20 protein-coding genes are annotated in these 23,353 nt (G+C 66.8%); 12 read left to right on the top strand and 8 right to left on the bottom strand.

Translation table 11 applies throughout. The features are described 5' to 3' along the window. Positions 1 to 3: 3 nt before the first annotated feature. Positions 4 to 393 carry a DUF2946 family protein gene (locus tag H7841_07155; protein MEO5336654.1) on the bottom strand — a complete coding sequence of 130 codons (390 nt, stop codon included), beginning with the start codon at positions 391 to 393 and terminating at the stop codon, positions 4 to 6. Positions 394 to 559: 166 nt separating this feature from the next. On the opposite strand from H7841_07155, the gene H7841_07150 reads away from it, so the two are divergent. The 3 genes from H7841_07150 to H7841_07140 all read left to right on the top strand — a co-directional run bounded on the left by H7841_07150 (position 560) and on the right by H7841_07140 (position 3,971). Then, entirely contained in the window at positions 560 to 1,534 is a 975-nt protein-coding gene (locus H7841_07150) for a LysM peptidoglycan-binding domain-containing protein (protein MEO5336653.1), read from the top strand. Further along, positions 1,531 to 1,935, top strand: coding sequence for a methylmalonyl-CoA epimerase (gene mce, locus H7841_07145; GenBank protein MEO5336652.1), 405 nt, complete (start codon positions 1,531 to 1,533; stop codon positions 1,933 to 1,935). The genes H7841_07150 and mce overlap by 4 nt, the downstream gene beginning before the upstream one ends. 62 nt (positions 1,936 to 1,997) lie before the next feature. Beyond that, positions 1,998 to 3,971, top strand: coding sequence for a lytic transglycosylase domain-containing protein (locus H7841_07140; GenBank protein ID MEO5336651.1), 1,974 nt, complete (start codon positions 1,998 to 2,000; stop codon positions 3,969 to 3,971). A 195-nt stretch (positions 3,972 to 4,166) separates the two neighbouring features. On the opposite strand, the gene H7841_07135 is transcribed toward H7841_07140, so the two are convergent. From H7841_07135 to H7841_07125, 3 genes are all read right to left on the bottom strand, one after another. Beyond that, a complete protein-coding gene (locus H7841_07135) occupies positions 4,167 to 5,909 on the bottom strand; it encodes a hypothetical protein (GenBank protein MEO5336650.1) in 1,743 nt (580 codons plus the stop codon). A 160-nt stretch (positions 5,910 to 6,069) separates the two neighbouring features. Continuing rightward, positions 6,070 to 7,029, bottom strand: coding sequence for a lysophospholipase (locus H7841_07130; GenBank protein ID MEO5336649.1), 960 nt, complete (start codon positions 7,027 to 7,029; stop codon positions 6,070 to 6,072). Beyond that, complete coding sequence (locus H7841_07125) at positions 7,026 to 7,982, bottom strand: ABC transporter ATP-binding protein (protein ID MEO5336648.1); 957 nt, start codon at positions 7,980 to 7,982, stop codon at positions 7,026 to 7,028. Before H7841_07125 ends, H7841_07130 begins: the two co-directional genes overlap by 4 nt. 55 nt (positions 7,983 to 8,037) lie before the next feature. Between H7841_07125 and H7841_07120 the strand changes: the two genes are divergently transcribed. The 5 genes from H7841_07120 to H7841_07100 all read left to right on the top strand — a co-directional run bounded on the left by H7841_07120 (position 8,038) and on the right by H7841_07100 (position 12,929). Further along, positions 8,038 to 8,217 (top strand): zinc-finger domain-containing protein, encoded by a 180-nt coding sequence (locus H7841_07120; protein MEO5336647.1) that lies wholly within the window; start codon positions 8,038 to 8,040, stop codon positions 8,215 to 8,217. After that, positions 8,214 to 10,973, top strand: a complete 2,760-nt coding sequence (gene polA / locus H7841_07115) for a DNA polymerase I (GenBank protein MEO5336646.1) — start codon at positions 8,214 to 8,216, stop codon at positions 10,971 to 10,973. The genes H7841_07120 and polA overlap by 4 nt, the downstream gene beginning before the upstream one ends. A gap of 63 nt (positions 10,974 to 11,036) precedes the next feature. Continuing rightward, positions 11,037 to 11,528, top strand: a complete 492-nt coding sequence (locus tag H7841_07110; GenBank protein ID MEO5336645.1) for a hypothetical protein — start codon at positions 11,037 to 11,039, stop codon at positions 11,526 to 11,528. A 3-nt stretch (positions 11,529 to 11,531) separates the two neighbouring features. Then, positions 11,532 to 12,473 (top strand): T3SS effector HopA1 family protein, encoded by a 942-nt coding sequence (locus H7841_07105; protein MEO5336644.1) that lies wholly within the window; start codon positions 11,532 to 11,534, stop codon positions 12,471 to 12,473. Positions 12,474 to 12,485: 12 nt separating this feature from the next. Continuing rightward, positions 12,486 to 12,929, top strand: a complete 444-nt coding sequence (locus tag H7841_07100; protein ID MEO5336643.1) for a hypothetical protein — start codon at positions 12,486 to 12,488, stop codon at positions 12,927 to 12,929. Positions 12,930 to 12,948: 19 nt separating this feature from the next. On the opposite strand, the gene H7841_07095 is transcribed toward H7841_07100, so the two are convergent. Further along, positions 12,949 to 13,533, bottom strand: coding sequence for a sulfoxide reductase heme-binding subunit YedZ (locus tag H7841_07095; protein MEO5336642.1), 585 nt, complete (start codon positions 13,531 to 13,533; stop codon positions 12,949 to 12,951). Beyond that, positions 13,534 to 14,466 (bottom strand): protein-methionine-sulfoxide reductase catalytic subunit MsrP, encoded by a 933-nt coding sequence (gene msrP / locus H7841_07090; GenBank protein MEO5336641.1) that lies wholly within the window; start codon positions 14,464 to 14,466, stop codon positions 13,534 to 13,536. 306 nt (positions 14,467 to 14,772) lie between these two features. Between msrP and H7841_07085 the strand changes: the two genes are divergently transcribed. The 3 genes from H7841_07085 to H7841_07075 all read left to right on the top strand — a co-directional run bounded on the left by H7841_07085 (position 14,773) and on the right by H7841_07075 (position 21,375). Beyond that, positions 14,773 to 15,954 carry a porin gene (locus H7841_07085; GenBank protein ID MEO5336640.1) on the top strand — a complete coding sequence of 394 codons (1,182 nt, stop codon included), beginning with the start codon at positions 14,773 to 14,775 and terminating at the stop codon, positions 15,952 to 15,954. A gap of 125 nt (positions 15,955 to 16,079) precedes the next feature. Beyond that, positions 16,080 to 18,572, top strand: a complete 2,493-nt coding sequence (locus tag H7841_07080; protein MEO5336639.1) for a disulfide oxidoreductase — start codon at positions 16,080 to 16,082, stop codon at positions 18,570 to 18,572. 190 nt (positions 18,573 to 18,762) lie between these two features. Further along, a complete protein-coding gene (locus H7841_07075; GenBank protein ID MEO5336638.1) occupies positions 18,763 to 21,375 on the top strand; it encodes a bacteriohemerythrin in 2,613 nt (870 codons plus the stop codon). On the opposite strand, the gene H7841_07070 is transcribed toward H7841_07075, so the two are convergent. Beyond that, a complete protein-coding gene (locus H7841_07070; protein ID MEO5336637.1) occupies positions 21,369 to 22,019 on the bottom strand; it encodes a uracil-DNA glycosylase in 651 nt (216 codons plus the stop codon). The genes H7841_07075 and H7841_07070 overlap by 7 nt on opposite strands. Before the next feature lie 4 nt (positions 22,020 to 22,023). Next, entirely contained in the window at positions 22,024 to 22,644 is a 621-nt protein-coding gene (locus tag H7841_07065; GenBank protein MEO5336636.1) for an NYN domain-containing protein, read from the bottom strand. A gap of 117 nt (positions 22,645 to 22,761) precedes the next feature. Here H7841_07065 and folK point away from each other — a divergent pair, with 117 nt between their 5' ends. Further along, positions 22,762 to 23,250 (top strand): 2-amino-4-hydroxy-6-hydroxymethyldihydropteridine diphosphokinase, encoded by a 489-nt coding sequence (gene folK, locus H7841_07060; GenBank protein MEO5336635.1) that lies wholly within the window; start codon positions 22,762 to 22,764, stop codon positions 23,248 to 23,250. Positions 23,251 to 23,353: the final 103 nt, after the last annotated feature.

Genomic DNA, 23,353 nt, shown 5'->3' with positions numbered 1-23,353 from the left:
GACTCAGACGGTGGCTGGGGGGCCGCGTGGCAGGCGGGGCGTGGAATGCCAGAGATCGGGATGGGAGGCCGTGGCGGCGGCCGGGGATTCGTCCGCGGGGGCCGCCGGAAGCGCCAGGGATGCCGTGGCCGGGTTGCCGATGGCGAGGGAATGAACCAAGCAGAAGACGCAGGTTGCCGCCGCCCGATCGGTCGGGGGGGCCTGGCCTTCGTCGAGGGCTTGCAGGCCGTTGGCGGTGCAGATCTTGTGCAGATCGGCCGACAGGGAGTCCGCCCCATCGGAGGCGGCCCATGCGGCCGCCAGGGGTACCAAGCCATGGACAAGCAAAGCCACGACCGCCAACCAGACGATCCACTTGCGGCCCTTCCTCGGCTGCCGCGCCGAACGCGCCATTCCCGCCCACTCCTCGCCGTGGGGCTTCATGCCCCTTGGGGCGATACTAGCAAAACCCCCTATGTCCGGGAAGGGGATTCGACGGGGCGGGGAGGCGAGGGTGGAGGTTGCGCGTCTCCTTGGCGAGGTTTACCCTGAGCGGGAACGAATACGAGGGAAGGCAGCCGTGCAACGGCCCGTGATCGCCATCGCCGTCGGCATCGTGGCCGTCGGCGCCGCCGTCGGAATCGCGATCTTCCAGGGTCGCGACGACACTCCACCCTTGCCCGCGCCTCCGCCGGTTGTCACGGCGCCCGCTCCGGGCCAGGTATCGCCGAGGCCGGTCCCGTCGCCCCGTTTCGACGTCGTAAGGGTCAATCCCGACGGGGAAGCGGTCTTCGCCGGCCGGGGCGAGCCGGGCAGCCGCATCGTCATTCTGGACGGCAAGGCGGAGATGGGCCATGTCAAGGCCGACGGCAAGGGCGAATGGGTCCATGTCCCGGTCCAGCCGTTGAAGCCCGGCACCCACGAATTGAGCCTGGAGATGCAATTGGAGGGGCGGCCGCCACTGGCTTCCGACAAGGTGGTGGTGATCGTGGTTCCCGAACGTGCCGCCGGCCGGGCCTTGGCTCTGGCCGTGCCTCGCGAAGGCGGTGGCGAGACGGCGCTGCTGCAGAGGCCCGGCGCCGTCACCGCCGAGACGGCGCTGGCCGTCGATACGGTCGATTACGACGAACAGGGCCGGTTGTCCTTGGCCGGGCGGGCGGCGGCCGGATCGCTGGTCCAACTTTATCTGGACCAGCTTTTTCTCGGTCGCGCCGAGGCCGATGAGTCCCATCGCTGGTTACTGAAGCCGACGGTTCCCGTGGCGGCCGGCCTCTATACCCTGCGTGCCGACCAGATCGATGCGGCCGGCAAGGTCTTGGCCCGCATCACGTTACCGTTTTCGCGGGCCGAGCCGTTGCCGCCCGACGCCCATCCGGGCGGCTTCGCGATCGTGCAGCCGGGCAACAGCCTGTGGCGGCTTGCCCGCCGGGTCTACGGCACCGGGCACGCCTTCACCGTGATCTACGAGGCCAACCAGGATCACATCGGCGATCCCGACCTGATCTATCCCGGCCAGATCTTCGCCCTGCCGGTGCCCCAGGAGAACCGCCCATGATCGGACGCCTGAACCATGTCGCCATCGCCGTTCCCGACCTGGAGGCGGCGGCACGGACCTATCGCGGGACCTTGGGCGCCAAGGTTTCCGAGCCCCTGCCGCAGCCCGAGCATGGGGTCACGGTGGTCTTCATCGAACTGCCCAACACCAAGGTGGAACTCGTCCATCCCCTGGGCGACAAATCGCCGCTGACCAATTTCCTGGAAAGGAACCCCGCCGGCGGCATCCACCACATCTGCTACGAAGTCGCCGATATCCGGGCCGCCCGCGACCGCCTGAAGGCGGAAGGGGCCCGCGTTCTGGGCGACGGCGAGCCGAAGATCGGCGCCCATGGCAAGCCGGTGCTCTTTCTCCATCCCAAGGATTTCTTCGGGACCCTGGTCGAACTGGAGCAGGCTTGAAGTGGGGAGTCCGGCTGCGTAGAATTCCGGCCCCTGGGGGGCAGCGGAGGAAACTGGGCACCGTGAATCGCCTCATCCCTATGATTTTGGCGGCTTTCGTCCTGATCCTGGGAGGACGGGACGGGTGCGCCGATGTCCTCGATTCGGCTGATATCGAAAGGCTGCGGGGTGGAATGCGGGCCGTCGACGGCCGCGATTGGAAACGCGTCCGTCGCGCTTCCGAGGAAATGACGAACCCGGTCGCGTCCAAGCTGCTGCTCTGGTTTCTCTACACGCGGGCGGAAGACGAGGCGAGCTTTGCCGAGATCGCCACGTTCATCCGGGACAATCCCGGCTGGCCGCGTCAAGAGACCCTGAAGCGCCGCGCCGAGGAATCCATGACCGTCGCCACTCCGGGCACGGATATCCTCGACTGGTTCAAGGACCGCAAGGCTCTGACGGCGGATGGCAAGGTCATGTTGGGCGAGGCCCTGCTGCGGGCCGGACGGGCGACCGAGGGGCGCGGCCTGTTGCGCGAGTCCTGGGTGAGCGGCAATTTCGGCACCGGCCAGGAACGGGATTTCCTGGCCAAGCACCGCGACATCCTCACCTACGAGGACCACAAGCGGCGCATCGACCGGCTGCTGTGGGACGGCCTGTACGAATCCGCGCGTCGCATGCTGTTCAAGATGAAGGATGCCGACAAGGCCCTTTATGAGGCCCGCCTGATGCTGCGCCACGGCAAGGGCAACGGCGACAAGGCCATCGCCCGGCTGTCCCAGGAACAACGCGCCGATCCGGGCCTGACCTACGAACGGGTCCGCTATCGACGGAAGAAGGGCAAGGAAGGCGACGCCATCGAGTTGCTGCTCGATTTCCAGGGTAAGCCCGGCCGGCCCGATGTTTGGTGGGACGAACGCAACATCCTGGCCCGCAAGGCGCTCAACCAGGGTTCCATCACGGAGGCCTACCGCATCGTGGCGGCACACGGCCTGAAGCCGGGCGGCAGCGACTACGCCGATGCCGAATGGCTGGCCGGCTGGATCAAGCTGCGCTTTCTCAGCGACAAGGAAGACGCCTTGCAGCATTTCCAGAACATGTACCAGTCGGTACGCTATCCGGTCAGCCAGGCCCGCGGGGCCTATTGGGCCGGGCGGGCGGCCGAGGCGCTGGGCCACGAGGAATGGGCCTCGCTGTGGTACCGCGCGGCAGCCCACCATCCGACCACCTTCTACGGCCAGTTGGCATCGAACCGCCTGCGGCCCGGCCAGTCCCTCGAACTGCCGCCCGAGCCCAAGCCCGAAGAGCGCGACGCCGAGGAATTCCTCAGGGATGAGGTCGCCGTTGCCGCCCGCATCCTGGGCGAGGCGGGCGAAACCGAGCGCCTCAAGCCCTTCGTCCGTGCTTTGGCCGAACATAGCGACCTGCCGGCCTGGAAGGTGATGACGGCCACGCTGGCCCGCCGCCTGGGACGCATCGATCTGGCTGTCGATATCGCCAAGCAGGCGGGCCTGGACGGCCGGGTCTACATGGAAGCCGGCTATCCCGCCCCCGACCTGCCCTTGATGCGCAAGGCCCGGAGCAACTCGGTCGAGGAGCCCTTGGTATTGGCGGTGATCCGCCAGGAAAGCCTGTTCGATCCCGATGCGGTCAGTTCGGCCGGTGCGCGCGGCCTGATGCAGTTGATGCCGGCCACGGCCAAGACCATGGCCAAGCGTCTCGGGATGGGAAAGGCCGTCGACCTGCACGATCCGGGGCACAACCTGACGGTGGGCCAAGCCTATCTGGGCGACATGATTCGCGACTTCGGCGGGTCCTACGTGCTGGCGCTGGCGGCCTACAACGCCGGTCCGGCCCGGGCGCGGTCCTGGATGCGTTCCAACGGCGACCCGCGCGACAAGGACGTCGAGGTGGTCGACTGGATCGAGATGATCCCCTTCGCCGAAACCCGCAATTATGTCCAGCGGGTGTTGGAGAACCTCCAGGTCTACCGGACGCGCCTGTCCGACACCCAGGAAGAAGCCGCCCTTGCCCTGGAAAGGGATTTGCGGCGGTAGGGACGGCCTGAACGACTGGCGACCCGGAAACGCTGAAGTCCGTCGGCGACGAGCAGGTTTCGGCGCAGACGGGCAGCACCAGCAGCGAGTATGTGCGCGAACTGATCCGCTACATATGCTTCTCCCAGAGACGCCTGACCATTCGACGGCCCATGGGATACATACGTCATGGATGAGTGCTTCGTCGATCGGCTCCTACGTGTTCTTGAATTCAACAATCAAGACGACACCGTCCCTTCCGTCTGTTGTGCTGCTGCCGGACCCGTAAGCGGACTCATGCCAGCCGGCTTGATCGCCGCCGCCCCAGAACGACGCGCCGCCTCCGCCTCCGGTGCTCGCGTTCCATCCGGTACCGCCGTAGATGTTGATGTCGCCGCCCACCCCGACTCCCGGTCGGCCGCCTACCGACGCGTGGTAGCTGCCTCCAGTCGCCGAGCAATGCGATCCGAATGAACTGCTTCCACCGCCGTTCCCTCCCGCTCCTACTGTTACAGTTTCCGACGCGCCGATGCCTGCTGCAGCAACAAGCTTCATCGCACTTCCGCCGCCGCCCCCGCCGCCACCTGCGCCGTAATTGCTCCCGCCCCCGGTGACAACGACCAGCGCATAAAGCAGCCCAGCCGGCTTGGTATAGGTGCCACTGGAAGTGAAGGTCTGGACCGCAATGGCGAAGCCGCTACCGGGAGTCACCTCCGCCGGCACACCGGCGCCGTCGAAGCCGATGACCTTGCCGGGCGTGCCGTTGGCCAGCTTACCCAATGTCACCGCGCCGGCGGCCAACTGGGCCGTGCCGACCGAATCCAGAGGTGCCAGGGCGCCGAGGCCGAGAGCGGCACGGGCGCCGGGGGCGTCGCCGGCGGCCAGCAGGCCGCGGGCGAAGGCGGTCAGGGTGGCGAGCGATGCCGTTCCGGCTCCGGTGAAGTACGGCAGCTTGTCGGCGGCGCTGGCCAAGGCGGCCAGCGCCGCCAGTTGCGGGTTGGCAGTGTAGTTGCCGGGTACGTTGGTGAGGTTGGCGGCGGAGACTCCGGGCAGGGCGCCACTGCCGTCCAGTTGCACCAGGTTGCCGGCACCCGTGCCTGCATCCAGGGTGGCCGCCGTCCCCAGGCCCAGCGTCGCCCGCGCCGCCGCCGCATCGATGTCGTCCAGAAGGGTTCGGGCGAAGGCGGTGATTTCGGCCAGCGCCGCCGTGCCGCTGCCGGTGAAATAGGGCAGCAGGTTCACCGCGCTGACCAGGCCGGCGATGGCCGCGAGTTGCGGATTGGCCATGTAGGACGGCGGCAGGTTGGTCAGGTTGGCTGCCGACACCGCGGGCAGGGTGCCGCTGCCGTCCAACTGCACCAAGTTGCCGGGCGCCGTGCCGGCGTTCAAGGTGGCCGCCGTCCCCAGGCCCAGGGTGGCGCGGGCCGTCGCCGCGTCGGCGTCGTCCAGCAGGCCGCGGGCGAAGGCGGTGAAGTCAGCCAAGGCCGCCGTTCCCGGCCCGGTGAAGTAGGGAAGCGTGTTGGCGGCGCTGACCAGGGCTGCGAGGGCCGCCAGTTGCGGATTGCCGGCGTAGCCGGTGGGCGGACCGTTCATCTTTTCCCGCCAAGCCGTCCCGTCGCGCACCAGCCACAGCCACTTGGCGGGCGAATCGAGAATCAGGTCGGTGCCGCCGTTCAAAAGGATCTGCCCGGTGCCACCCGCCCCGTTCTTCACCGTGACGATGCGCGAAGCGTCGGCCGACGATAGGAACAGGAAGGAGCCATCGGGAAGGTTGGCGGGATCGACATGGCTCAAGTCGTCCGCCGCCAGATGGCATTCGGTGTCGACGACCTGGGATGCCCGGTCGGGTGTTATGCTGCCGGCCAGGATGTCGATGGCCGTTGCCGGCGCCGCGCCGGCCAGTTGGCGCACGGCATCGTAGAATTGAAGGATTTGGCTATCGCTGGGAAATTCCGTCATGACGCCCCCGCAGGCATGAATGTCTATCAGATGTAAGTGCTATCTTAAATATCTATCGAAGACATGTAATATGTCCATAGATATAGATTTGATGGCGTATGTACGATAGGTGGCGATATCCGGCGCGTCCGGGGATTACGCGTCAGCGGTCCCGGAAGGCTTACCGCCAGGGGCGGTCGTCGGCGCCGGAGGGCAGGGGGGCCCGGGGGGCCAGCATCCAGGCCAGGATGTCGGTCCAGAAGATCTCCGCCGACAGGTCGCGCAACAGCATGTGATGGCCCTCCCAATAGAGGGCGATGCGGTGCGGATGGCCCTCGGGCAGGCGCGACAGCAGGCGCCGGGTGGGCTCGGCCGGGATGATGTCGTCCTTCAGGCCGTAGAGGATCAGGGCCGGCGTCGCGAGCCGCGGGGCGGCGTCCAGGGCCTCGTCCATCAGGTCGGCCAGGCCGTGGACCGCGTCGATGCGGGTATCCTTGATGACCAGCGGGTCGCGGCCCAGGGCGCAGAGCATTTCGTAGTTGTCCGAGGGCTTGCGGTTCAGCCCCCGTCCGCTGACTGTCAGCCACGGTACCGTATAGGCCGACAACTGCAAGGCCAGCACCTGGTACCAGGGCATGGCCTCGCGGCCCCAGACCGCCGGGGCGGAAAGAACCACGCCGTCCACGGCCGGCGGGTCGGGCCGGGTCAGGGCGGCCATGACCACCGCTCCGCCCATGCTCTCGCCCAGCAAGTGGAGCGGCCGGCCGGGATGCCGGCGCCGCACCAGATCGGCCACGGTGCGCAGGTCGGCGGTCAGGGTTTCGGTCCCCGCCCAGAGCCCCCGGTTGGGGGCTTCGCCGAATCCGCGTTGGTCGTAGGCGTAGGCGGCGACTCCCCGTTCGGCCAGCCAGGCGCCCGGCCGGGCGAAGAAGTTGCCGTAGTCGTTAAAGCCGTGCAGGGCGATCACAACCGCCTTCGGTTCCCCGCGGGGCAGCCAGGCCTTGATCGGCAGGCGGGCCCCGTCGGGGGCGATCGCCGCCGGATCGGTCAATTCGGCGACGGCGACGGCAGGGCCGGCCGGTTCCAGGCGCGGCGCGCAGGCCGCGGCCAGCAGCGCCAGGGCGACGGCGAGGTGCCTCACCCTTCCTCCCCGGCCTTGCCGGTCAGGCGGAGGAAGATGTCTTCCAGCGCCGTCTCGCGGGTGCTGAGGTCGACGATGCCCAGTCCCGCCTCCTGCAGCGCGGCCAGGATATCCCCCGCCCTTACCCGGCTGGGGGGATATTGGATGCGCAGCCGGCGCGGCTCTTCGAGGACGGCGGAAAAGCCGGCCAGGTTCGCGGGAACCGCCGCCAGGTCGCGATCCAGGGTGACGGTCATCTCCTTGGCGTCCAGGCGCTTCAGCAGGTCCTGCTTGGCCTCGCAGGCGATCAGGCGGCCCCGGTCGATGATGGCGATACGGTCGCAGAGTTCCTCGGCCTCTTCCAGGTAATGGGTGGTGAGCAGCACCGTGGTGCCGCGCGCATTCAGGTCCTTCACCATGGTCCAGAGTTGGTGGCGCAGTTCCACGTCGACGCCGGCCGTCGGCTCGTCAAGCACCAGTACCGGCGGCTGGTGCACCATGGCCTTGGCGACCAGCAGGCGGCGGCGCATGCCCCCCGACAGGGTGCGGGCGTAGGCATCGGCCTGGGGCATCAGTCCCACCGATTCCAGGATGGATTCGGTGCGGCGCAGGCGTGCCGGCACGCCGTAAAGGCCGGCCTGGACCTCCAGCAACTCGCGCGGGGTGAAGAAGGGGTCGATGTTCAGTTCCTGCGGCACCACGCCGATGGCCCGGCGGGCGGCGCGCATGTCCATTTCGATGTCGAAGCCCCAGACGCGGCCTTCGCCCGAAGTTTTGACCACCAGCCCGGCCAGGATGTTGATGAAGGTCGACTTGCCGGCCCCGTTGGGGCCAAGCAGGCCGAAGAAGGACCCGCGGGGAATGGCCAGGTCGATGCCGTCCAGGGCCTTTTGGGGCGGACGGCGGCCGCCGGCCCGGTAGGTCTTGGCGAGGGCCCGGGTTTCGACGGCGAATTCGGGAGGGTTGGCGGACATGATCGCAATCGCTATCATCCCCGCTCAGGCAAGGTCAACGCCCACGGGGGATACCATGGCAGCCGAAGACACCGTCACCACCGACAGCCGCCACGTGGCCTGCGACGGCGGCGGCGGCCCGCAAGGCCATCCGCGCGTCTTTTTGACCATCGAAGGCGACGAAAAGATCTGCCCCTACTGCTCGCGCCGCTTCGTGCTCGCCGAGGAAGGCCGCAGGCACGGCGGCGGGCATTGAACGCCCCCCGCCACGTCTTTTTGATCGACGGTTCGGGATTCATCTTTCGGGCCTTCCATGCCCTGCCGCCCATGACCCGCGGCGACGGGACGCCGGTGAACGCGGTCTATGGCTTCACCGCCATGCTGATGAAGCTGCTGGACGAGACCGACGCCGATCACATCGCCGTGGTCTTCGATACCGCCCGGCGCACCTTCCGCAACGAGATCTATCCCGACTACAAGGCTCACCGGCCCCCGGCGCCCGAGGACCTGGTGCCCCAGTTCCCCCTGATGCGGGAAGCGGCGAAGGCGCTCAACGTGGCGTCCGTCGAGATGGAAGGCTTCGAGGCCGACGACCTGATCGCTACTTATGCCCGCCTGGCCCGCGGGCAGGGGGCGGAGGTGACCATCGTTTCCTCCGACAAGGACCTGATGCAGTTGGTGGGGCCCGGCGTCACCCTGCTGGACGCCATGAAGAACAAGATCGTCGGGCCGGCGGAAGTGGCTGAAAAATTCGGCGTCGGCCCCGACAAGGTGATCGAGGTCCAGGCTCTGGCCGGCGATTCCTCGGACAACGTGCCGGGCGTCGAAGGCATCGGCCTGAAGACGGCGGCCCAGCTTATCAACGAATACGGCGACCTGGAAACCCTGCTGGCCCATGCGTCCGAAATCCCCCAGCCCAAGCGGCGCGAAAAGCTCCTGGAACAGGCGGACCGCGCCCGCGTCTCCAAGCGTCTGGTGACGCTTCGCGACGACGTGCCGGTGCCGGTGCCCTTGGCCGATTTCCGGGTCAAGCGGCCCGATCCGGCGGCGCTGCTGGACTTCATCAAAGCCCAGTCCTTCCGTTCGCTGATCGCCAAGGCCGAGGCGCGGCTGAAGACGGCCGGCCCCGCTCCCGCCTCGCCACCGCAGACCGAATACGTCCTGGTGCAGGACGTGGAGGCGCTGAAGACCTGGATCGCCGCGGCCAAGGCCAAGGGGGTCGTGGCCTTCGATACCGAGACCACGTCGCTGGATTCCATGCAGGCGGAACTGGTGGGTTTTTCCTTGTGCTGCGAGCCGGGCCGGGCCTGCTACGTGCCCCTCGCCCACAAGGCCCGGGGGGCGCCCCAGGCGGCCTTCGACTTCGGCGACGGCGGCGGGATGGCCGGGGGCGGTGCCTTGGTGGAAGGCCAGATCCGCAAGGAGGCGGCGCTCGCCCTGCTCAAGGACCTGCTGGAAGACGACTCGGTCCTCAAGGTCGGCCACAACATCAAGTACGACATGCAGATCCTGGCCCGGCTTGGGGTGGGCATCCGGCCCATCGATGACACCATGCTGCTGTCCTACGTGCTCGAAGGCGGGCTGCACGGCCACGGCATGGACGAACTGGCGGAGCTTTACCTGGGCCGGCGCACCATCCGCTACAAGGAGGTGGTGGGCAGCGGGCGCGGCCAGACCACCTTCGACTTCGTGCCTTTGGAAAAGGCCCGCGACTATGCGGCCGAGGACGCCGAGGTGACGCTCGCCTTCCATAGGGTGCTCAAGCCCCGTCTGGCGGCGGAGCGCCTGTCCACCGTCTACGAGACCCTGGAACGGCCCCTGGTGCCCATCCTGGAAGCCATGGAACGGGCCGGCATCAAGGTGGACGCCACCCAGTTGCGGGCCTTGAGCGACGATTTCGCCCGCCGCATGGCGGCGCTGGAACGGGAAATCCACGCCCTTGCCGGCCGGCCGTTCAATCTGGCCTCGCCCAAGCAACTGGGCGAGATACTGTTCGACGAAATGGGCCTGCAGGGCGGCAAGAAGGGCAAGACCGGGGCCTATTCCACCGACGCCGGGGTGCTGGAGGAACTGGCCGAACTGGGCCACGACCTGCCGGGCCGCCTGCTGGACTGGCGCCAGATCGCCAAGCTGAAGGGCACCTACACCGACGCCCTGGCCGCGCAGATCGACCCCGCGACGGGCCGGGTGCACACGTCCTTCGCCATGGCGGCGACCTCGACCGGGCGGCTGGCCTCGTCCGATCCCAACCTGCAGAACATCCCGGTGCGGACCGAGGAAGGCCGCAAGATCCGCCGCGCCTTCGTCGCCGAAAAGGGCCACCTGCTGCTGTCGGCCGACTATTCGCAGATCGAACTGCGCCTGCTGGCCCATGTGGCGGGCATCGACGCCCTGAAGGATGCCTTCCGCCGGGGCCTGGACATCCATGCCCTGACGGCTTCCCAGGTCTTCGGGGTGCCGCTGGACGGTATGGACCCGGCCTACCGGCGGCGCGCCAAGGCGATCAATTTCGGCATCGTCTACGGCATTTCCGCCTTCGGCCTGGCCCGCCAACTGGGGATATCCAATGGCGAGGCGGCGCGCTACATCGAGGCCTATTTCGCCCAGTACCCCGGCATCCAGGCCTACATGGAACGCACCAAGGAGGAAGCCCGCAAAGGCGGCTTCGTCACCACCCTGTTCGGGCGGCGCTGCCACATCCAGGGGCTGAACGACCGCAACCCCAACGTCAAGGGCTTCGCCGAACGGGCGGCGATCAACGCTCCCATCCAGGGGGGCGCCGCCGACGTCATCAAGCGCGCCATGGTGCGCCTGCCGGCGGTCCTGGAAAGGGCGGGTCTCAAGGCCCGCATGCTGCTCCAGGTGCACGACGAACTGGTCTTCGAGGTGCCCGAGGCCGAAGCCCGGGATACCGCCGCCCTGGTCAAGGGCGTCATGGAAGGGGCGGCGTCCCTGGACGTTCCTTTGGTGGTCGACACCGGCATCGCCCCGTCCTGGGACGAGGCGCACTGACGTTTCACAAATTGGCGGCTTCCCGCGTCTGTCGAATAACGACCGACGTGAAGGGAAGCCGGTGTGACCGCATTCGCAGAACTCATGGATACCGCTGCCGCCACTTGGCGGTCGGCCAGCGTCTCCGGCCTGCGGCCCTCGGACTCCGTGAAGGACGTCGAGGGCGCCATCAAGGACCTGCGCGCCACCTGCGCCCGCGCCGATACGGACATGGCGGCCGTTTCCAAAGGAAGCCTCAAGGACGTCGCGGCCTATAGCGAGGCCGACGCCGTGGCCGAGATGAGTCTCGCCCAGGGCGGCAGCCTGTCCGCCCTGCTGGACGAGGCACAAGCCGACGACCAGGCGCGCATCGCCAAGGCAGGCGTGCTCGATCAGGCCGGCCTGCGGGACAAGGCGGCCACCCAGGCCAAGGTCGACGCGGCTTTCGCCGACAGCGTCTGGAGTCTCCAGGAATCCATGGTGGCCGCCCTGCAGGCGGCGGCCTGGGGAAAGAAGGGCACCACCCTGGCCCAGGATGTCGACGATCTCGATGCCTCCAGCGGCGAGGATTACTGAGCCATGCCCGACCTCGACGACTTCAAATTGGGTGCCAAGGCCATCCTGGACCAGCGCGACGCCAACGGCACCTTGGCCCTGGCGGCCGATTTCAATGCCGCCGTCAACGAAATCTACCGGGTCTATGTCAACAATCCGGTGGCGGGCCGGAAGGTGCCATTGGCCGACAGTCCCTGGACGCTTCTGTGCTGCATCCATTTCCTGGGCCCCTTGCGCAACGCCATGGTGCGCGTCGGCACGGCCGCCACGGGGGTCAATCTCAGGATCCAGACCAACGTGGGCTTCGTCAACACGGACGGCGACACCTTGGCCGACACCTTCAATACCGTCGAGGATCTGGACTTCGATCCGCCGGACGTGGCCTCGTCCGCCAGCCGGTACATGCACTTCCGCGGCCAGGGCCACGGGGTGGTGAATACCGACTGGCGGGTCGGGATCAATGTCCGGCCGGCCAGCGTCGCCGACGCGGTGGCGGCCTTGCTGCCGCTCACCCTGAACCAGGCGAACCTGCGGTCCATGAAGTTTTTGGGGCCGGGAAACGCGGGGAAGCTGGACACGGTGGTCGTCTACCTCCATCGCGATGGCAACTATGCCAACTTGCGCCAAGCCATCGTGGACGCCGTGACCGACGCCGGCTTGGCGCTGCAGAACCGCAAGCCGCTGATGTGGAACGGCGTCCAGGCCGGAATCTTCGAAGGCGGCGAGCCGCCGGCGGGCGGCGGCAGTTTCGGAAAATATCGTTCGAAGATCGCCATGGCCGCTTATCTGAGGGCGCGGGCGGCCGCCCATCCGGTGACCAACATCGCCTTTTCCAACGAACTGGACGCGGCGCTTACCGCCTTCGGCATCGATCCGGCCAATCCGTGGCAGCAGGTGCCGCCGCCGGGGGGCGGAGCGGTCCTACGCGGGCAGCTCAACGGTTTCTACAACGTCGGGGTTGTGTAGGGAGGCAAGGCGATGGGCATGTTCGTGGACTTGCTGAACGTCTACGTCGGGCGTTTCGGGCAATTGAGCACCTCCCTGCGCTCGGGCGGGCCATCGCCGGATCTGTCGACGGCCATCTCGGGTCTGTCGCAGCTTTGCAACCGGCTGGACACCGACATGGCGGCCCTGATGGCCGGCGGCAGCGATGCCGCCGCCGCCCAGCAGGACGCCGTTTCGGCCGGCGACCTGATCGGCCCCAAGGTGGGAGCCATTGCCGCCGCGCTGGCCAAATCGGAATCGGCCGACCGGGAAAAGGTGGCGAAGGGCGCATCCATCGACCAGCCGGCCCTGCGGGCCCTGGCCGGGCGTCAGGCGGCGGTGGACGGGGGATTCCTGGCCAACGTCCAGGGCCTGGGCGCCCGCCTGGTCGCGGCGGTGGATGCCGCCAAGAGCGCCACGCCGTCCAAGGCGTCCTGAACCCGCGAAGGAAGGCCGGTCACGAAGGCGAATGTCTCCGAAGCCGCCAAGCCCGCCAGCCCAGCAACAGGGCCAGGACGAGGCCGTAAGCGGCGGGCTCCAGGGGCGGTCCCTTGACCATCAGGGTGAAGTGGAGAACCGCGAGGATCGCCGCCGGATACACCAGCCGGTGCAGCTTCTTCCAGCGCGGCCCGCCCAAGCGGCGGACCATGGCGTCGGTCGAGGTGGCGGCCAGGGGCAGCAGCAGGGCCAGGGTTGCCATGCCGATGGTCATGTAGCGGCGCTTCGCCAGATCCCGGCCGATGGCCGCCCAGTCGAAAAACTGGTCCAGCGCCACGTAGCTGGTCATGTGCAGGCCGGCGTAGAAGAAACAGAACAGTCCCAGCATCCGCCGGTAGCGCATCCATCCGGTCCATCCCGTCAGGTGGCGAAGCGGCGTGACGGCCAGGGTCAGCAGCAGGAAGCGCAGGGCCCAATCGCCCAGGAAGCGGGTGCCGGTCTCGATGGGATTGGCCCCCAGGCCGCCGGTCGCCGCCTGAAGGACGAGCCAGGCAAGCGGCAGCAGGCAGGCGGCGAAGGCCAAGCGCTTGTCCCAGGGGCGCATTCAATAATTCTTCTTCAGGTCCATGCCCGAATAAAGCGGGGCGACCTCCTCGGCATAGCCGTTGAAGGGCAGGGTCTTGCGGCGGAAGAAATCGCCGATGCGGCGTTCCTTCGCCTGGCTCCAGCGGGGATGGTCGACGTCGGGGTTGACGTTCGCCCAGAATCCGTACTCGGCCGGTTGCAGGTCGTTCCAGAGGGTAAGGGGGCGTTGCTCCGTCAAGGTGATGCGGACCACCGATTTGATGCTCTTGAAACCGTATTTCCAGGGCACCACCAAGCGGATGGGCGCCCCATTCTGGGGCATCAGTTCCTCGCCGTACATCCCGATCGCCAGGAGGGTCAGGGGATGCAAGGCCTCGTCCAGGCGCAGCCCTTCCCGGTACGGCCAGGGATAAAGCGGAACAGCCTGGCGCGGCAGGCGGTCGGGGTCCATCAGGGATTCGAAGGCGACATAGCGGGCCGATCCCAGGGGCTCGAATCGCTTGAGGACGTCGGCCAAGGGAAAACCCAGCCAGGGGATGACCATGGACCAGGTCTCGACGCAACGCAGGCGGTAGATTCGTTCCTCCAACGGGTGGGGGCGGATCAGATCGTCCAGATCGACGGTGGCCGGCCGACGTACCAAGCCATCGATCGTCACCGTCCAAGGGCGGGTCCGCAGATCTCCGGCGTTGGCCGACGGGCCGGTCTTCCCCCCGCCCAGTTCGATGAAGTTGGTGTAGCTGGTGGCGGATTCCTTCTCGGTTAGCGGCTCGGAGACCGGAGGACGGGTCTTGACCGCGGCTTCCAGTTTCGCCCCCGCTACCGCTGGTCCCGGCCCAAGGATAAGGCCTGCCGCGGCTCCGGCCAGGAAGTGGCGCCGGGAAGCGAAGACGGACGGCGCCGTGATTTCGGACGGGCGAATCAAAGGTACGGCAACAGGCGATTTCGGCATCGATGGGCCTCCTCGGGGCCGGCTACGGGGTTTTCCCTGTAGCATAGATGTCACACCCCCCCACCAAATCGTCGGCATGGAAAGGCCCTAGACCCTCCCGTCTGGGGATAAATAGGGGGCCATCCGGGACGGCATGGTCCCCAAGATATGTGGTATTCCCAATGGTTAGGCAAGTGACGTTGATGTGATTGCCTATTTTTTCTACAGCGGAGCACAAGCTCAAATTTGCTGCAAAATCCTGTTGCGGCCGCAGAAGGCGAGACCTATCGTCGATCCAACATCGTGATCGACAAGGAGAGCGAATCAATGGCTAGCATGAAGACCATCCGCCTCGCGGCCCTCGCCACCACCGCCTTGGCTGGCCTCGGCATGGCAGCCGCCCCGGCCGCCGCATCCGAGAAGATCAAGCTGCAGCTGGGCGGCTTCTTCGGCCAAGTCGTAGGCTACGCCGATCAGGACGACGATTACGAGCGGGCCAGCCTCACCAACTACAAGAATTTCGACCAGAAGTCGGCCTCCGAAATCCACGTCAAGGGCGAGACCAAGCTGGACAACGGCATCGCCGTCGGCATGCGGGTCGAGTTCGAATCCGACAGCTTCAACGGAGACAACGGCACCAACGGCAACCGGGCCTTCGACGAAACATTCATGTACTTGGAATCGGAGATGCTGGGCCGGCTCGAACTGGGCACCACTTCGGGGCCCGCCTGGAACCTGGGCCACCGCGCGCCGAACGCCTCCATCATCGGCTTGAACACGGGCGACATCTGGGTTGGTACGGTCTATTTGGCCCTGCCGGCCAACCACAGCGCCCGCGGCGCCATGGGGGCCACCGGTGCCGACGACAGCAGCATGTACAACCGTGTCAATTACATCACGCCGCGGTTGATGGGCTTGGCTGCCGGTCTGACCTACGTTCCGGATGCGGCCGCCAACAACAATGCGGCCATCAACAAGAATGCCGCGGCTTTCAACGGTTCCTACTGGTCCGGCACCCTGGCCTACGACGAGACCATCATGGGCGTGAAGGTCGGCGTGGACGGCCACTACGCCCGGCGCGGCGTCGATGCGGCCACCAACGTGATCGATGCCAAGACCGAGTGGGTCGGCGGCGGCCTGAACCTTAGCTACGCGGATGTGACCCTGGGCGGCAGTTACGAACGCCAGCTCAGCAAGAACGCGACCCGTTACAACGCGGCCACCACGACGACTTCCATGGACGGCTGGAAATGGGACCTGGGCCTGACCTATGCCCTGGGCCCTCACACCTTCGGCGTGACCTACACCAAGGGCCAGACCCAGGGTGCCATTCTCACCAAGGGTGACGACGAGTATTCGGAATGGGTGGTCGGCTACAACTTCAACCTCGGGCCCGGAGTCGACTTCAACGCGTCGGTCTTCCGCGGCAACTATGAAAACGAAGTCGGCGGCGCCGCCAACGAGAACGACGGCTACGGCGTCCAGGCCGGCGTCCTGCTGACCTTCTAATCCCTTCTACCGACTGCTCTGGTTGCGCCGGGCCCCCTTCCCCAGGGGGCCCGGTCTCGTTTTCGGGCCTCCAGCCGCGTCTCCCACCTCTTGCTTTCTCCGTCGGCCCGGCCGATCCTCCGGCCATGCAGATCGACACCTCGCGCGAGCGCGCCCGCATCACGGCGGTGCTGGGGCCGACCAACACCGGCAAGACCCACTTCGCCATGGAGCGCATGCTCGGGCATGCCTCGGGAATGATCGGCTTTCCGCTACGCCTGCTGGCGCGCGAGAACTACGAACGCGCGGTCAAGATCAAGGGCTCCGGACAGGTGGCGCTGATTACCGGCGAGGAAAAGATCGTTCCCGCCCATCCGCGCTATTTCCTCTGCACCGTCGAGGCCATGCCCGCCGACCGGCCGGTGGCCTTCCTGGCGGTGGATGAAGTCCAGATGTGCGCCGACCCCGACCGCGGCCATGTCTTCACCGAACGGCTTCTGCACGCCCGTGGCCTGCAGGAGACCATGTTCATGGGCGCCGAGACTGTCCGCCCCCTGCTCCGGCGGCTGGTTCCCGATGCCGAGTTCGTCGTCCGCCCGCGCCTGTCGACCCTGTCCTATGCCGGCCAGCGCAAGCTCACCCGCCTGCCGGCGCGTTCCGCCGTGGTCGCCTTTTCCACCACCGACGTCTACACCATCGCCGAACTGGTGCGCCGCCAGCGGGGCGGCACCGCCGTGGTGCTGGGGGCGCTGAGCCCGCGCACCCGCAACGCCCAGGTCGCCATGTACCAGGCCGGAGAGGTGGACTATCTGGTGGCGACCGACGCCATCGGCATGGGCCTGAACATGGATGTCGACCACGTGGCCTTCGCCGCCACCCGCAAGTTCGACGGCCGCCTGGCCCGCGACCTGACGCCGTCCGAACTGGCCCAGATCGCCGGACGCGCCGGACGGCACATGAACGACGGCACCTTCGGCACCACGGCCGAGATCGGCCCCCTGGCCCCCGAGGTGGTCGAACGCATCGAGGGCCACGCCTTCGAGCCCCTGCGCTACCTGTTCTGGCGCAATCCGAGGCTGCGCTTCGGCTCGATCGAGGCCTTGCAGAAGAGCCTGACCCAGCCGCCGCCCGCCCAGGGCCTGGTCAGGGCCCGCGAGGCCGACGACGAACTGGCGCTGAAGATCCTGCTGCGGGACGAAGCGGTGCGGCGCGCCGCCGCCGCGCCGGACAGGGTCCGCCTGCTGTGGGATGTAGCCCGCATCCCCGACTTCGGCAAGGTGCAGCCCGAAGCCCATGCGCGCCTGCTGGCCCGCATCTTCGGCTTCCTGGCTGGCGCCGAGGCCCGTCTGCCCACCGACTGGGTGGCGGCCCAGGTGGCCCGCATCGACCGGACCGACGGCGACATCGAGACCCTGATGCAGCGCATCGCCCATATCCGCACCTGGACCTACGTCTCGCACCGCGCCGACTGGATGAAGGACGCCGGCCACTGGCAGGGCGTCACCCGCCAGATGGAGGATCGTCTATCCGACGCCCTGCATGAGCGGCTCACCCAGCGCTTCGTCGACCGCCGCACCGCCGTCCTGGTCAGCCGGCTTAAGGAGAACAAGAAGCTTCTGGCCGCCGTGGACGCCGAAGGCTGGGTTCTGGTGGAAGGCCTTCCGGTCGGCCGCATGGACGGATTCCGCTTCCACCCCGAGGGGCCGGATGCCGGAACGGCGGCCCGCGCCGTTTCGGCTGCCACCCGCAAGGCCCTGGCCTCCGAGACCGCAAGGCGCATCCATCTGCTGGAAAGCGACGGCGACGAGGCCTTCGCCCTCCAGACCGACCGGTCGCTGGCATGGCGCGGCGCCACGGTGGGACGGCTGGTTCCCGGCGGTACGGACCTGAAGCCTCAGGTCGACGTCCCCGCCTTCGACTTGTTGGCGGGCGACGACCGGGAGCGGATTCGCCGCCGCTTGGCCGCCTTCGTCGAGGCCCAGGTCCGGCGCCGCCTGGCACCCCTGGCCGCCCTGGAATCCGCCGATTTGTCCGGTCCGGCGCGGGGCATCGCCTTTCATCTCATGGAATCCCTGGGGTCCTTTCCGCGCGGCCGGGTGGAAGACCAAGTGGCCGGGCTTGCCAAGGCGGATCGCAAGGCCCTGGCCGCCCTGGGGGTGCGCATCGGCCGGGAAAGCGTCTTTCTGCCCGCGCTGCTGAAGCCGGATGCGCTCGCTCTCCGAGCCCTGCTCTGGAGCGTCGCGGCAGGTCAGGGTCCTTTCCATCCGCCGCCTGCCGGGCGCACCGCCGTGCCCAAGCCCCCCGGCCTGCCCCAGGCCTTCCTGGAAGCGGTGGGCTTCCGGGTGCTGGGGCCCCTGGCGCTCAGGCTCGACATCCTGGAACGGCTGGGCGATGCCCTCTGGGTCCTGAAGCCGCCCTTTTCCCCGCCGGCCGACCTTGCCAACCTGCTGGGCTGCGGGGCGGCGGAACTGGAAGGCGTGCTGCGCGCGTTGGGCTTCAAGGCCAAGCCGAATGCCGCGGGTAAGGCCCTGTTTATCCCGCCGCGCGGGCGAAAGGCGGCCCGGATCGTCCGCGACAAACCGGATTCGCCGTTTGCCATGCTGCGCACCCTGGTACGGCCCGAAAGGGCGACATTCTGATCGCCGCCGCCGTTCCTGCCCGAACCAAGGCCAAACTCAAATCGGCACCTACTTCCAGGACCAACGGACACACTATGCCGCGTAGAAACTTCTTGCTGCCGGGTCAATAACCTGAGTTCGGATACCTGCTGCCCTGCACCGCCCCTTTCCTTTTTTTTCGCTAGGCCTATGATGGCTCCGGGGACCCACCATGGCCAGAATTCGCAAGATAAAAGTCACCGATGGGGTATTTTGGGTGGAGGCACCGGAAGCGGGCCTGCACGTGCTGTGCGGGTGCCCGGCCGATGTGGTCAAGCACCTGATGAAGCGTGGGCTGATCGTTCCCACGGAATCGCAGGGCGTGGCCTTCGAGACCGGCCCCAACGCCATCCTGCTGGGCGACGTCATGTTGCAGAACGGCGTCTTCGCCAACCTGGCCGAATTCCCGGTCCTGCAGATGTTTTATCGCCAGGGGATGATCATTCCCGGCCATCCCGGCAATACCGGGCGCAAGCCGATCCTGATGGGCCTGCGCGAGCAGGTCGAGTCCCAGCTCCAGTACATCTACAGGGGCAACTATGGACTGGTTTCCGAGCAGGAAATCGAGGCGACCGGCGTCGATCCCGCGACCGCGCGCGACATGATGCGGCTCAAACTGCGCTTCGCCTTCGGCCGCATCCACCATCCCGGCGATCTGATCGACACGCTGTTCCTGGGGGGAGAGCCGGTCGAAGTGATGGGCGGGGTGACGGTTCGGCGTACCAGCTTCAACGTCTATACCTTCGCCTTGGGCGAGGAGAGGGTTGCCGTCGACCTCAACCTGGGGCCGTTCGAGACCTACGAATGTCCCTATCCCTTGGGCAACCACGAGGTGCGGCTGGAATACTTCGCCGTCATCCATACGGGCGAGGGCGACGGCTGGGATTTCAACCGACCCTCGATGGGTAGTCTACTGGTCTTCCAGGGCAAGTTCTATCTGGTCGACGCGGGGCCGCACATCCAGGCGTCCCTGCAGGCGTTGGGCATCGGCCTGAACGAGATCGAAGGCATCTTCCACACCCATTCCCACGACGATCATTTCGCCGGCCTGACCGCCCTGATCCGCAGCGACCACCGGGTCAAGTACTACGCCACACCCCTGGTGCGACATTCGGTGGCCAAGAAGTTGGCAGCCCTGCTGGACATCGAGGAAACGACGTTCGGCGACTACTTCGATGTCCACGACTTGGCGATAGACCAGTGGAACGACATCGAAGGGCTGGAAGTGAAGCCGGTTTTCTCGCCTCATCCGGTGGAAACCACGATCTTCCTGTTCCGCACCCTTTGGGTGGGGGGCTACCGGAGCTACGCCCATTTCGCCGACATGGTTTCCCTGGATGTGCTGGAATCCATGGTGACCGACGATCCGTCGGCGCCGGGCCTCGACCGGGCCTGGTTCGAACGCATCCGCGAATCCTACGCCGAGCGATCCGACATCAAGAAGCTGGACATTGGCGGGGGCCTGATCCATGGCGTCGCCAAGGACTTCCGGGATGACCTGTCGGGCAAGATCATCCTTGCCCATACCGCCCGGCGCCTGACCGAGGAGGAACGGCGAATCGGTTCCGGCGCCCCCTTCGGCACCATCGACGTGCTGGTTCCCGGCAATACAGATTTCACCCGCCGCTTGGCCCACGAGGCGTTGGCGGCCTATTTCCCGGACGTGCCGCGCCACGGATTGCGCCTCCTGCTCAATGCGCCGCTGGCGACCTTCAACCCGGAGACCATCCTGATCCGCGAGGGCCAACCTCACGACGACGTCTTCCTGATTCTCGGCGGCAGTGTCGAACGTCTGACGTCCAACCAGCGGGGCATGGGGCTGCTGTTCTTCGGTTCCCTGGCGGGCGAGGGCTCCGCCTTGCGCGAGACCGTCGCCGGGGCCACCTATCGGGCGGTGGGATTTGTCCAGGCCTTGCGTATTCCCGGCGAACTCTATCGCGGATTCGTCGAACGCCACGACCTGCTGGCCGATCTGCTGATGACGCAGGAAAACCGCCTGTTCCTGCGGGGCTCATGGCTGTTCGGCGACGGCGTTTCGGGAGTGGTGCTCAACGGCCTGGTTCATGCGCTGCAAGGACTGTCGGTGGAAGCGGGAGAGGCCATCGATATTGCCGGCAGCGGCAACCTGTTCATGGTGAAGTGCGGCTCGGTGAATCGCCAGTTGGGCGACGAGGTTCTGGAGATCTTGAAGTCCGGCGACTTCTTCGGGGAGGAGCAGGCGGTATTCGGGACGCCGACCATCTTCCATTTCGTCGCCACCGAACGCTCCGACCTGTTCCTGGTGCCCGGCAGCCGCTTGGCGGACATCCCGGCTTTGCGCTGGAAGCTCCTGGAAACACTGAAGCGGCGGACCCGGGCGGTGGTCGACGACAACGGCAGCCGCCGGATCGCTTGGCACCACGAGTACGGAGTCAACATCCAGGCCGTCGACATCCATCACAAGAGGCTGTTCGAGGTCACGGCGGCTCTGGCGGACGCCCTGGCCGCCGGGCAGGATCATGCCAAGGTTCTGGCGACCCTGGATTTCCTGGTCGACTACGCCCATTACCACTTCGAACAGGAAGAAGATCTGATGCGGTGCTACGGCTATCCAGAGGTGGACGACCACCGGGCCTCGCATCGCCGGCTCCTTGGTCAGATGGATGGCCTGCGCGCCCGTTTGATGGGCGGTGCGAATGCGGACGATCCGGAATTCCAGGAGTTTCTCAAGACCTGGATCGCCAATCACATCCAGGCCGAAGACCGCAAATACGCCGGATTCCTCAACGCCAAGGGCGTCTACTGACCGTTCGGTCCCGACGAACGATTTAGGCCTGCCGCGACCGCATGAAAAACGTCGCGGAACATCGCCGGGGTGAGGCGCCTCGTGTTGGTGTTGTAGCGGGAGCAGTGGTAGCTGTCGAACAGCGCCAAGCCACCGTTCAGGGTGTGATGGGCTGCGTGGGCGAAGCGGCGGGTGCTCTTTTTCTCGCCCAGGGCCGCCAGCACCGCGTTGTGGGCAAGGGAACCCAAGGCCACTAGGACCTTCAGGTTGGGCATGGCGGCCAGTTCGGATGCCAGGAAGGACCGACAGGCGGTTTCCTCGGGACCCGTGGGCTTGTTTTCCGGGGGCACGCACCGCACCGCATTGGTGATCCTGCAGTCCTTCAGGGCGAGTCCATCGTCGGCCGCCGCGCCGTAGGTTCCTTCCGCCAGCCCGAATTCCAGCAAGGTGGCATAGAGAAGGTCGCCGGCGTAGTCGCCGGTGAAAGGCCGGCCGGTGCGGTTGGCTCCCTTCAGGCCGGGCGCCAACCCGACGACCAGAAGCCGCGCATCGAGGCTCCCGAAAGAAGGCACCGGAGCATTGTGCCAATCGGGAAAGGCCCGCCGGTTGGCTTGGCGGAAATCCGCCAAGCGCGGGCAGAGGCCGCAGTCCCGCCCCGGCGCCACCGGCCTACAGGTCCACGCTGGCCGGGTTCATGGGCAGGGGCGCGTCCGACCGGTCGCGGATCATCTCGCGCGGTTCGCGCGGACCATGCTCGCGGCCGCCGGCCCGTTCGATACTGGGGCGCAATTCCTCCAGGTCGAGGAACACATCGGCTTGGCGCCGCAGTTCGTCGGCCACCATCGGCGGCTGGGAACGGATGGTGCTCACCACGGTGACCCGCACCCCCTTGCGCTGCACGGCCTCGACCAAGCGGCGGAAGTCGCCGTCGCCCGAGAACAGGACGATATGATCCAGGTGCTCTGCCATCTCCATGACGTCGATGGCCAGCTCGATGTCCATGTTGCCCTTGATCTTGCGCCGTCCGGCGGCGTCGGTGAATTCCTTGGTGGGCTTGGTGACCATGGTGTAGCCGTTATAATCGAGCCAGTCGACCAGCGGCCGTATGGGCGAGTACTCCTGGTCTTCGACCAGGGCGGTGTAGTAGAAGGCACGGATCAGGTGGCCCTTGGCGGCAAAGATCTCCAGTACCCGCTTGTAGTCGATGTCGAAGCCCAAAGCCCGCGCCGCCGCGTAGAGGTTGGCGCCGTCGATGAAAAGGCCGACTCTTTCTTGTGGGTAGAACATCATGGCGGTAAATCCCTTGATAAAAAAATGACGAGGCACCCCAATGCATCCTATTAGGTAGGACGCTTGACGACATCCCGCAAGGCTCTCGTCCAAGATATTGGAAAGGCTTGTGAAACGATGATCCTCGTGGCCCTGGGCGCCAATCTGGACAGCCCGCGCTTCGGTCCGCCGCAAAGGACTCTGGAGGCGGCGTTGGCGGCCCTGGAAGGGGCGGGAGTCCGGGTGGCGGCGCGGTCCCGCTGGTTCCGCAGCGCTCCGGTACCCGCCTCCGATCAGCCCTGGTTCGTCAACGGGGTGGTACGGGTGGAGTCCGGCCTGGAGCCGGTCGACCTGCTCGCCTTGCTGCATGGCATCGAAGCCGATTTCGGCCGGGTGCGGAGCCTGGCCGGCGCGCCCCGTGTTCTAGACCTGGATTTGCTGGATTACGAGGGGCGTGTCATGGTCCAAGGTCTGGTGCTGCCCCATCCCCGCCTGAACGAACGGGCTTTCGTCTTACTGCCTTTGCAGGAAGTGGCCCCGGCTTGGCGCCATCCGTCATCGGGCTTGTCAGTGGACGACCTGATCGCCGCCTTGCCGGCCGGTCAGGAGTGCCAGGCGATCCGCTAGGGCTACCGGAACCGCTTCGGGGCGCGTCGATCCCGCCGCCTCGCCCTGACGGAACAAAAAGAAGCGTCAATCCTTGCGGAAAAATCGGCCCGTGCCGCTCCAG

The organism is Magnetospirillum sp. WYHS-4, from assembly GCA_039908345.1.
Classification (GTDB): Bacteria; Pseudomonadota; Alphaproteobacteria; order Rhodospirillales; family GLO-3; genus JAMOBD01.
The sequence above is the reverse complement of the archived record's forward strand: the minus strand, read 5'-3'. Positions and strand labels throughout refer to the sequence as shown.

What these genes read in the sequence shown, in the direction of transcription:
- H7841_07155 (MEO5336654.1), bottom strand. Translation starts at nt 393, where the DNA reads ATGGCGCGTTCGGCGCGGCAGCCGAGGAAGGGCCGCAAGTGGATCGTC.
- mce (MEO5336652.1), top strand. Translation starts at nt 1,531, where the DNA reads ATGATCGGACGCCTGAACCATGTCGCCATCGCCGTTCCCGACCTGGAG.
- H7841_07135 (MEO5336650.1), bottom strand. Translation starts at nt 5,909, where the DNA reads ATGACGGAATTTCCCAGCGATAGCCAAATCCTTCAATTCTACGATGCC.
- H7841_07125 (MEO5336648.1), bottom strand. Translation starts at nt 7,982, where the DNA reads ATGTCCGCCAACCCTCCCGAATTCGCCGTCGAAACCCGGGCCCTCGCC.
- H7841_07120 (MEO5336647.1), top strand. Translation starts at nt 8,038, where the DNA reads ATGGCAGCCGAAGACACCGTCACCACCGACAGCCGCCACGTGGCCTGC.
- H7841_07105 (MEO5336644.1), top strand. Translation starts at nt 11,532, where the DNA reads ATGCCCGACCTCGACGACTTCAAATTGGGTGCCAAGGCCATCCTGGAC.
- H7841_07100 (MEO5336643.1), top strand. Translation starts at nt 12,486, where the DNA reads ATGGGCATGTTCGTGGACTTGCTGAACGTCTACGTCGGGCGTTTCGGG.
- H7841_07095 (MEO5336642.1), bottom strand. Translation starts at nt 13,533, where the DNA reads ATGCGCCCCTGGGACAAGCGCTTGGCCTTCGCCGCCTGCCTGCTGCCG.
- msrP (MEO5336641.1), bottom strand. Translation starts at nt 14,466, where the DNA reads ATGCCGAAATCGCCTGTTGCCGTACCTTTGATTCGCCCGTCCGAAATC.
- H7841_07085 (MEO5336640.1), top strand. Translation starts at nt 14,773, where the DNA reads ATGGCTAGCATGAAGACCATCCGCCTCGCGGCCCTCGCCACCACCGCC.
- H7841_07080 (MEO5336639.1), top strand. Translation starts at nt 16,080, where the DNA reads ATGCAGATCGACACCTCGCGCGAGCGCGCCCGCATCACGGCGGTGCTG.
- H7841_07075 (MEO5336638.1), top strand. Translation starts at nt 18,763, where the DNA reads ATGGCCAGAATTCGCAAGATAAAAGTCACCGATGGGGTATTTTGGGTG.
- H7841_07065 (MEO5336636.1), bottom strand. Translation starts at nt 22,644, where the DNA reads ATGATGTTCTACCCACAAGAAAGAGTCGGCCTTTTCATCGACGGCGCC.
- folK (MEO5336635.1), top strand. Translation starts at nt 22,762, where the DNA reads ATGATCCTCGTGGCCCTGGGCGCCAATCTGGACAGCCCGCGCTTCGGT.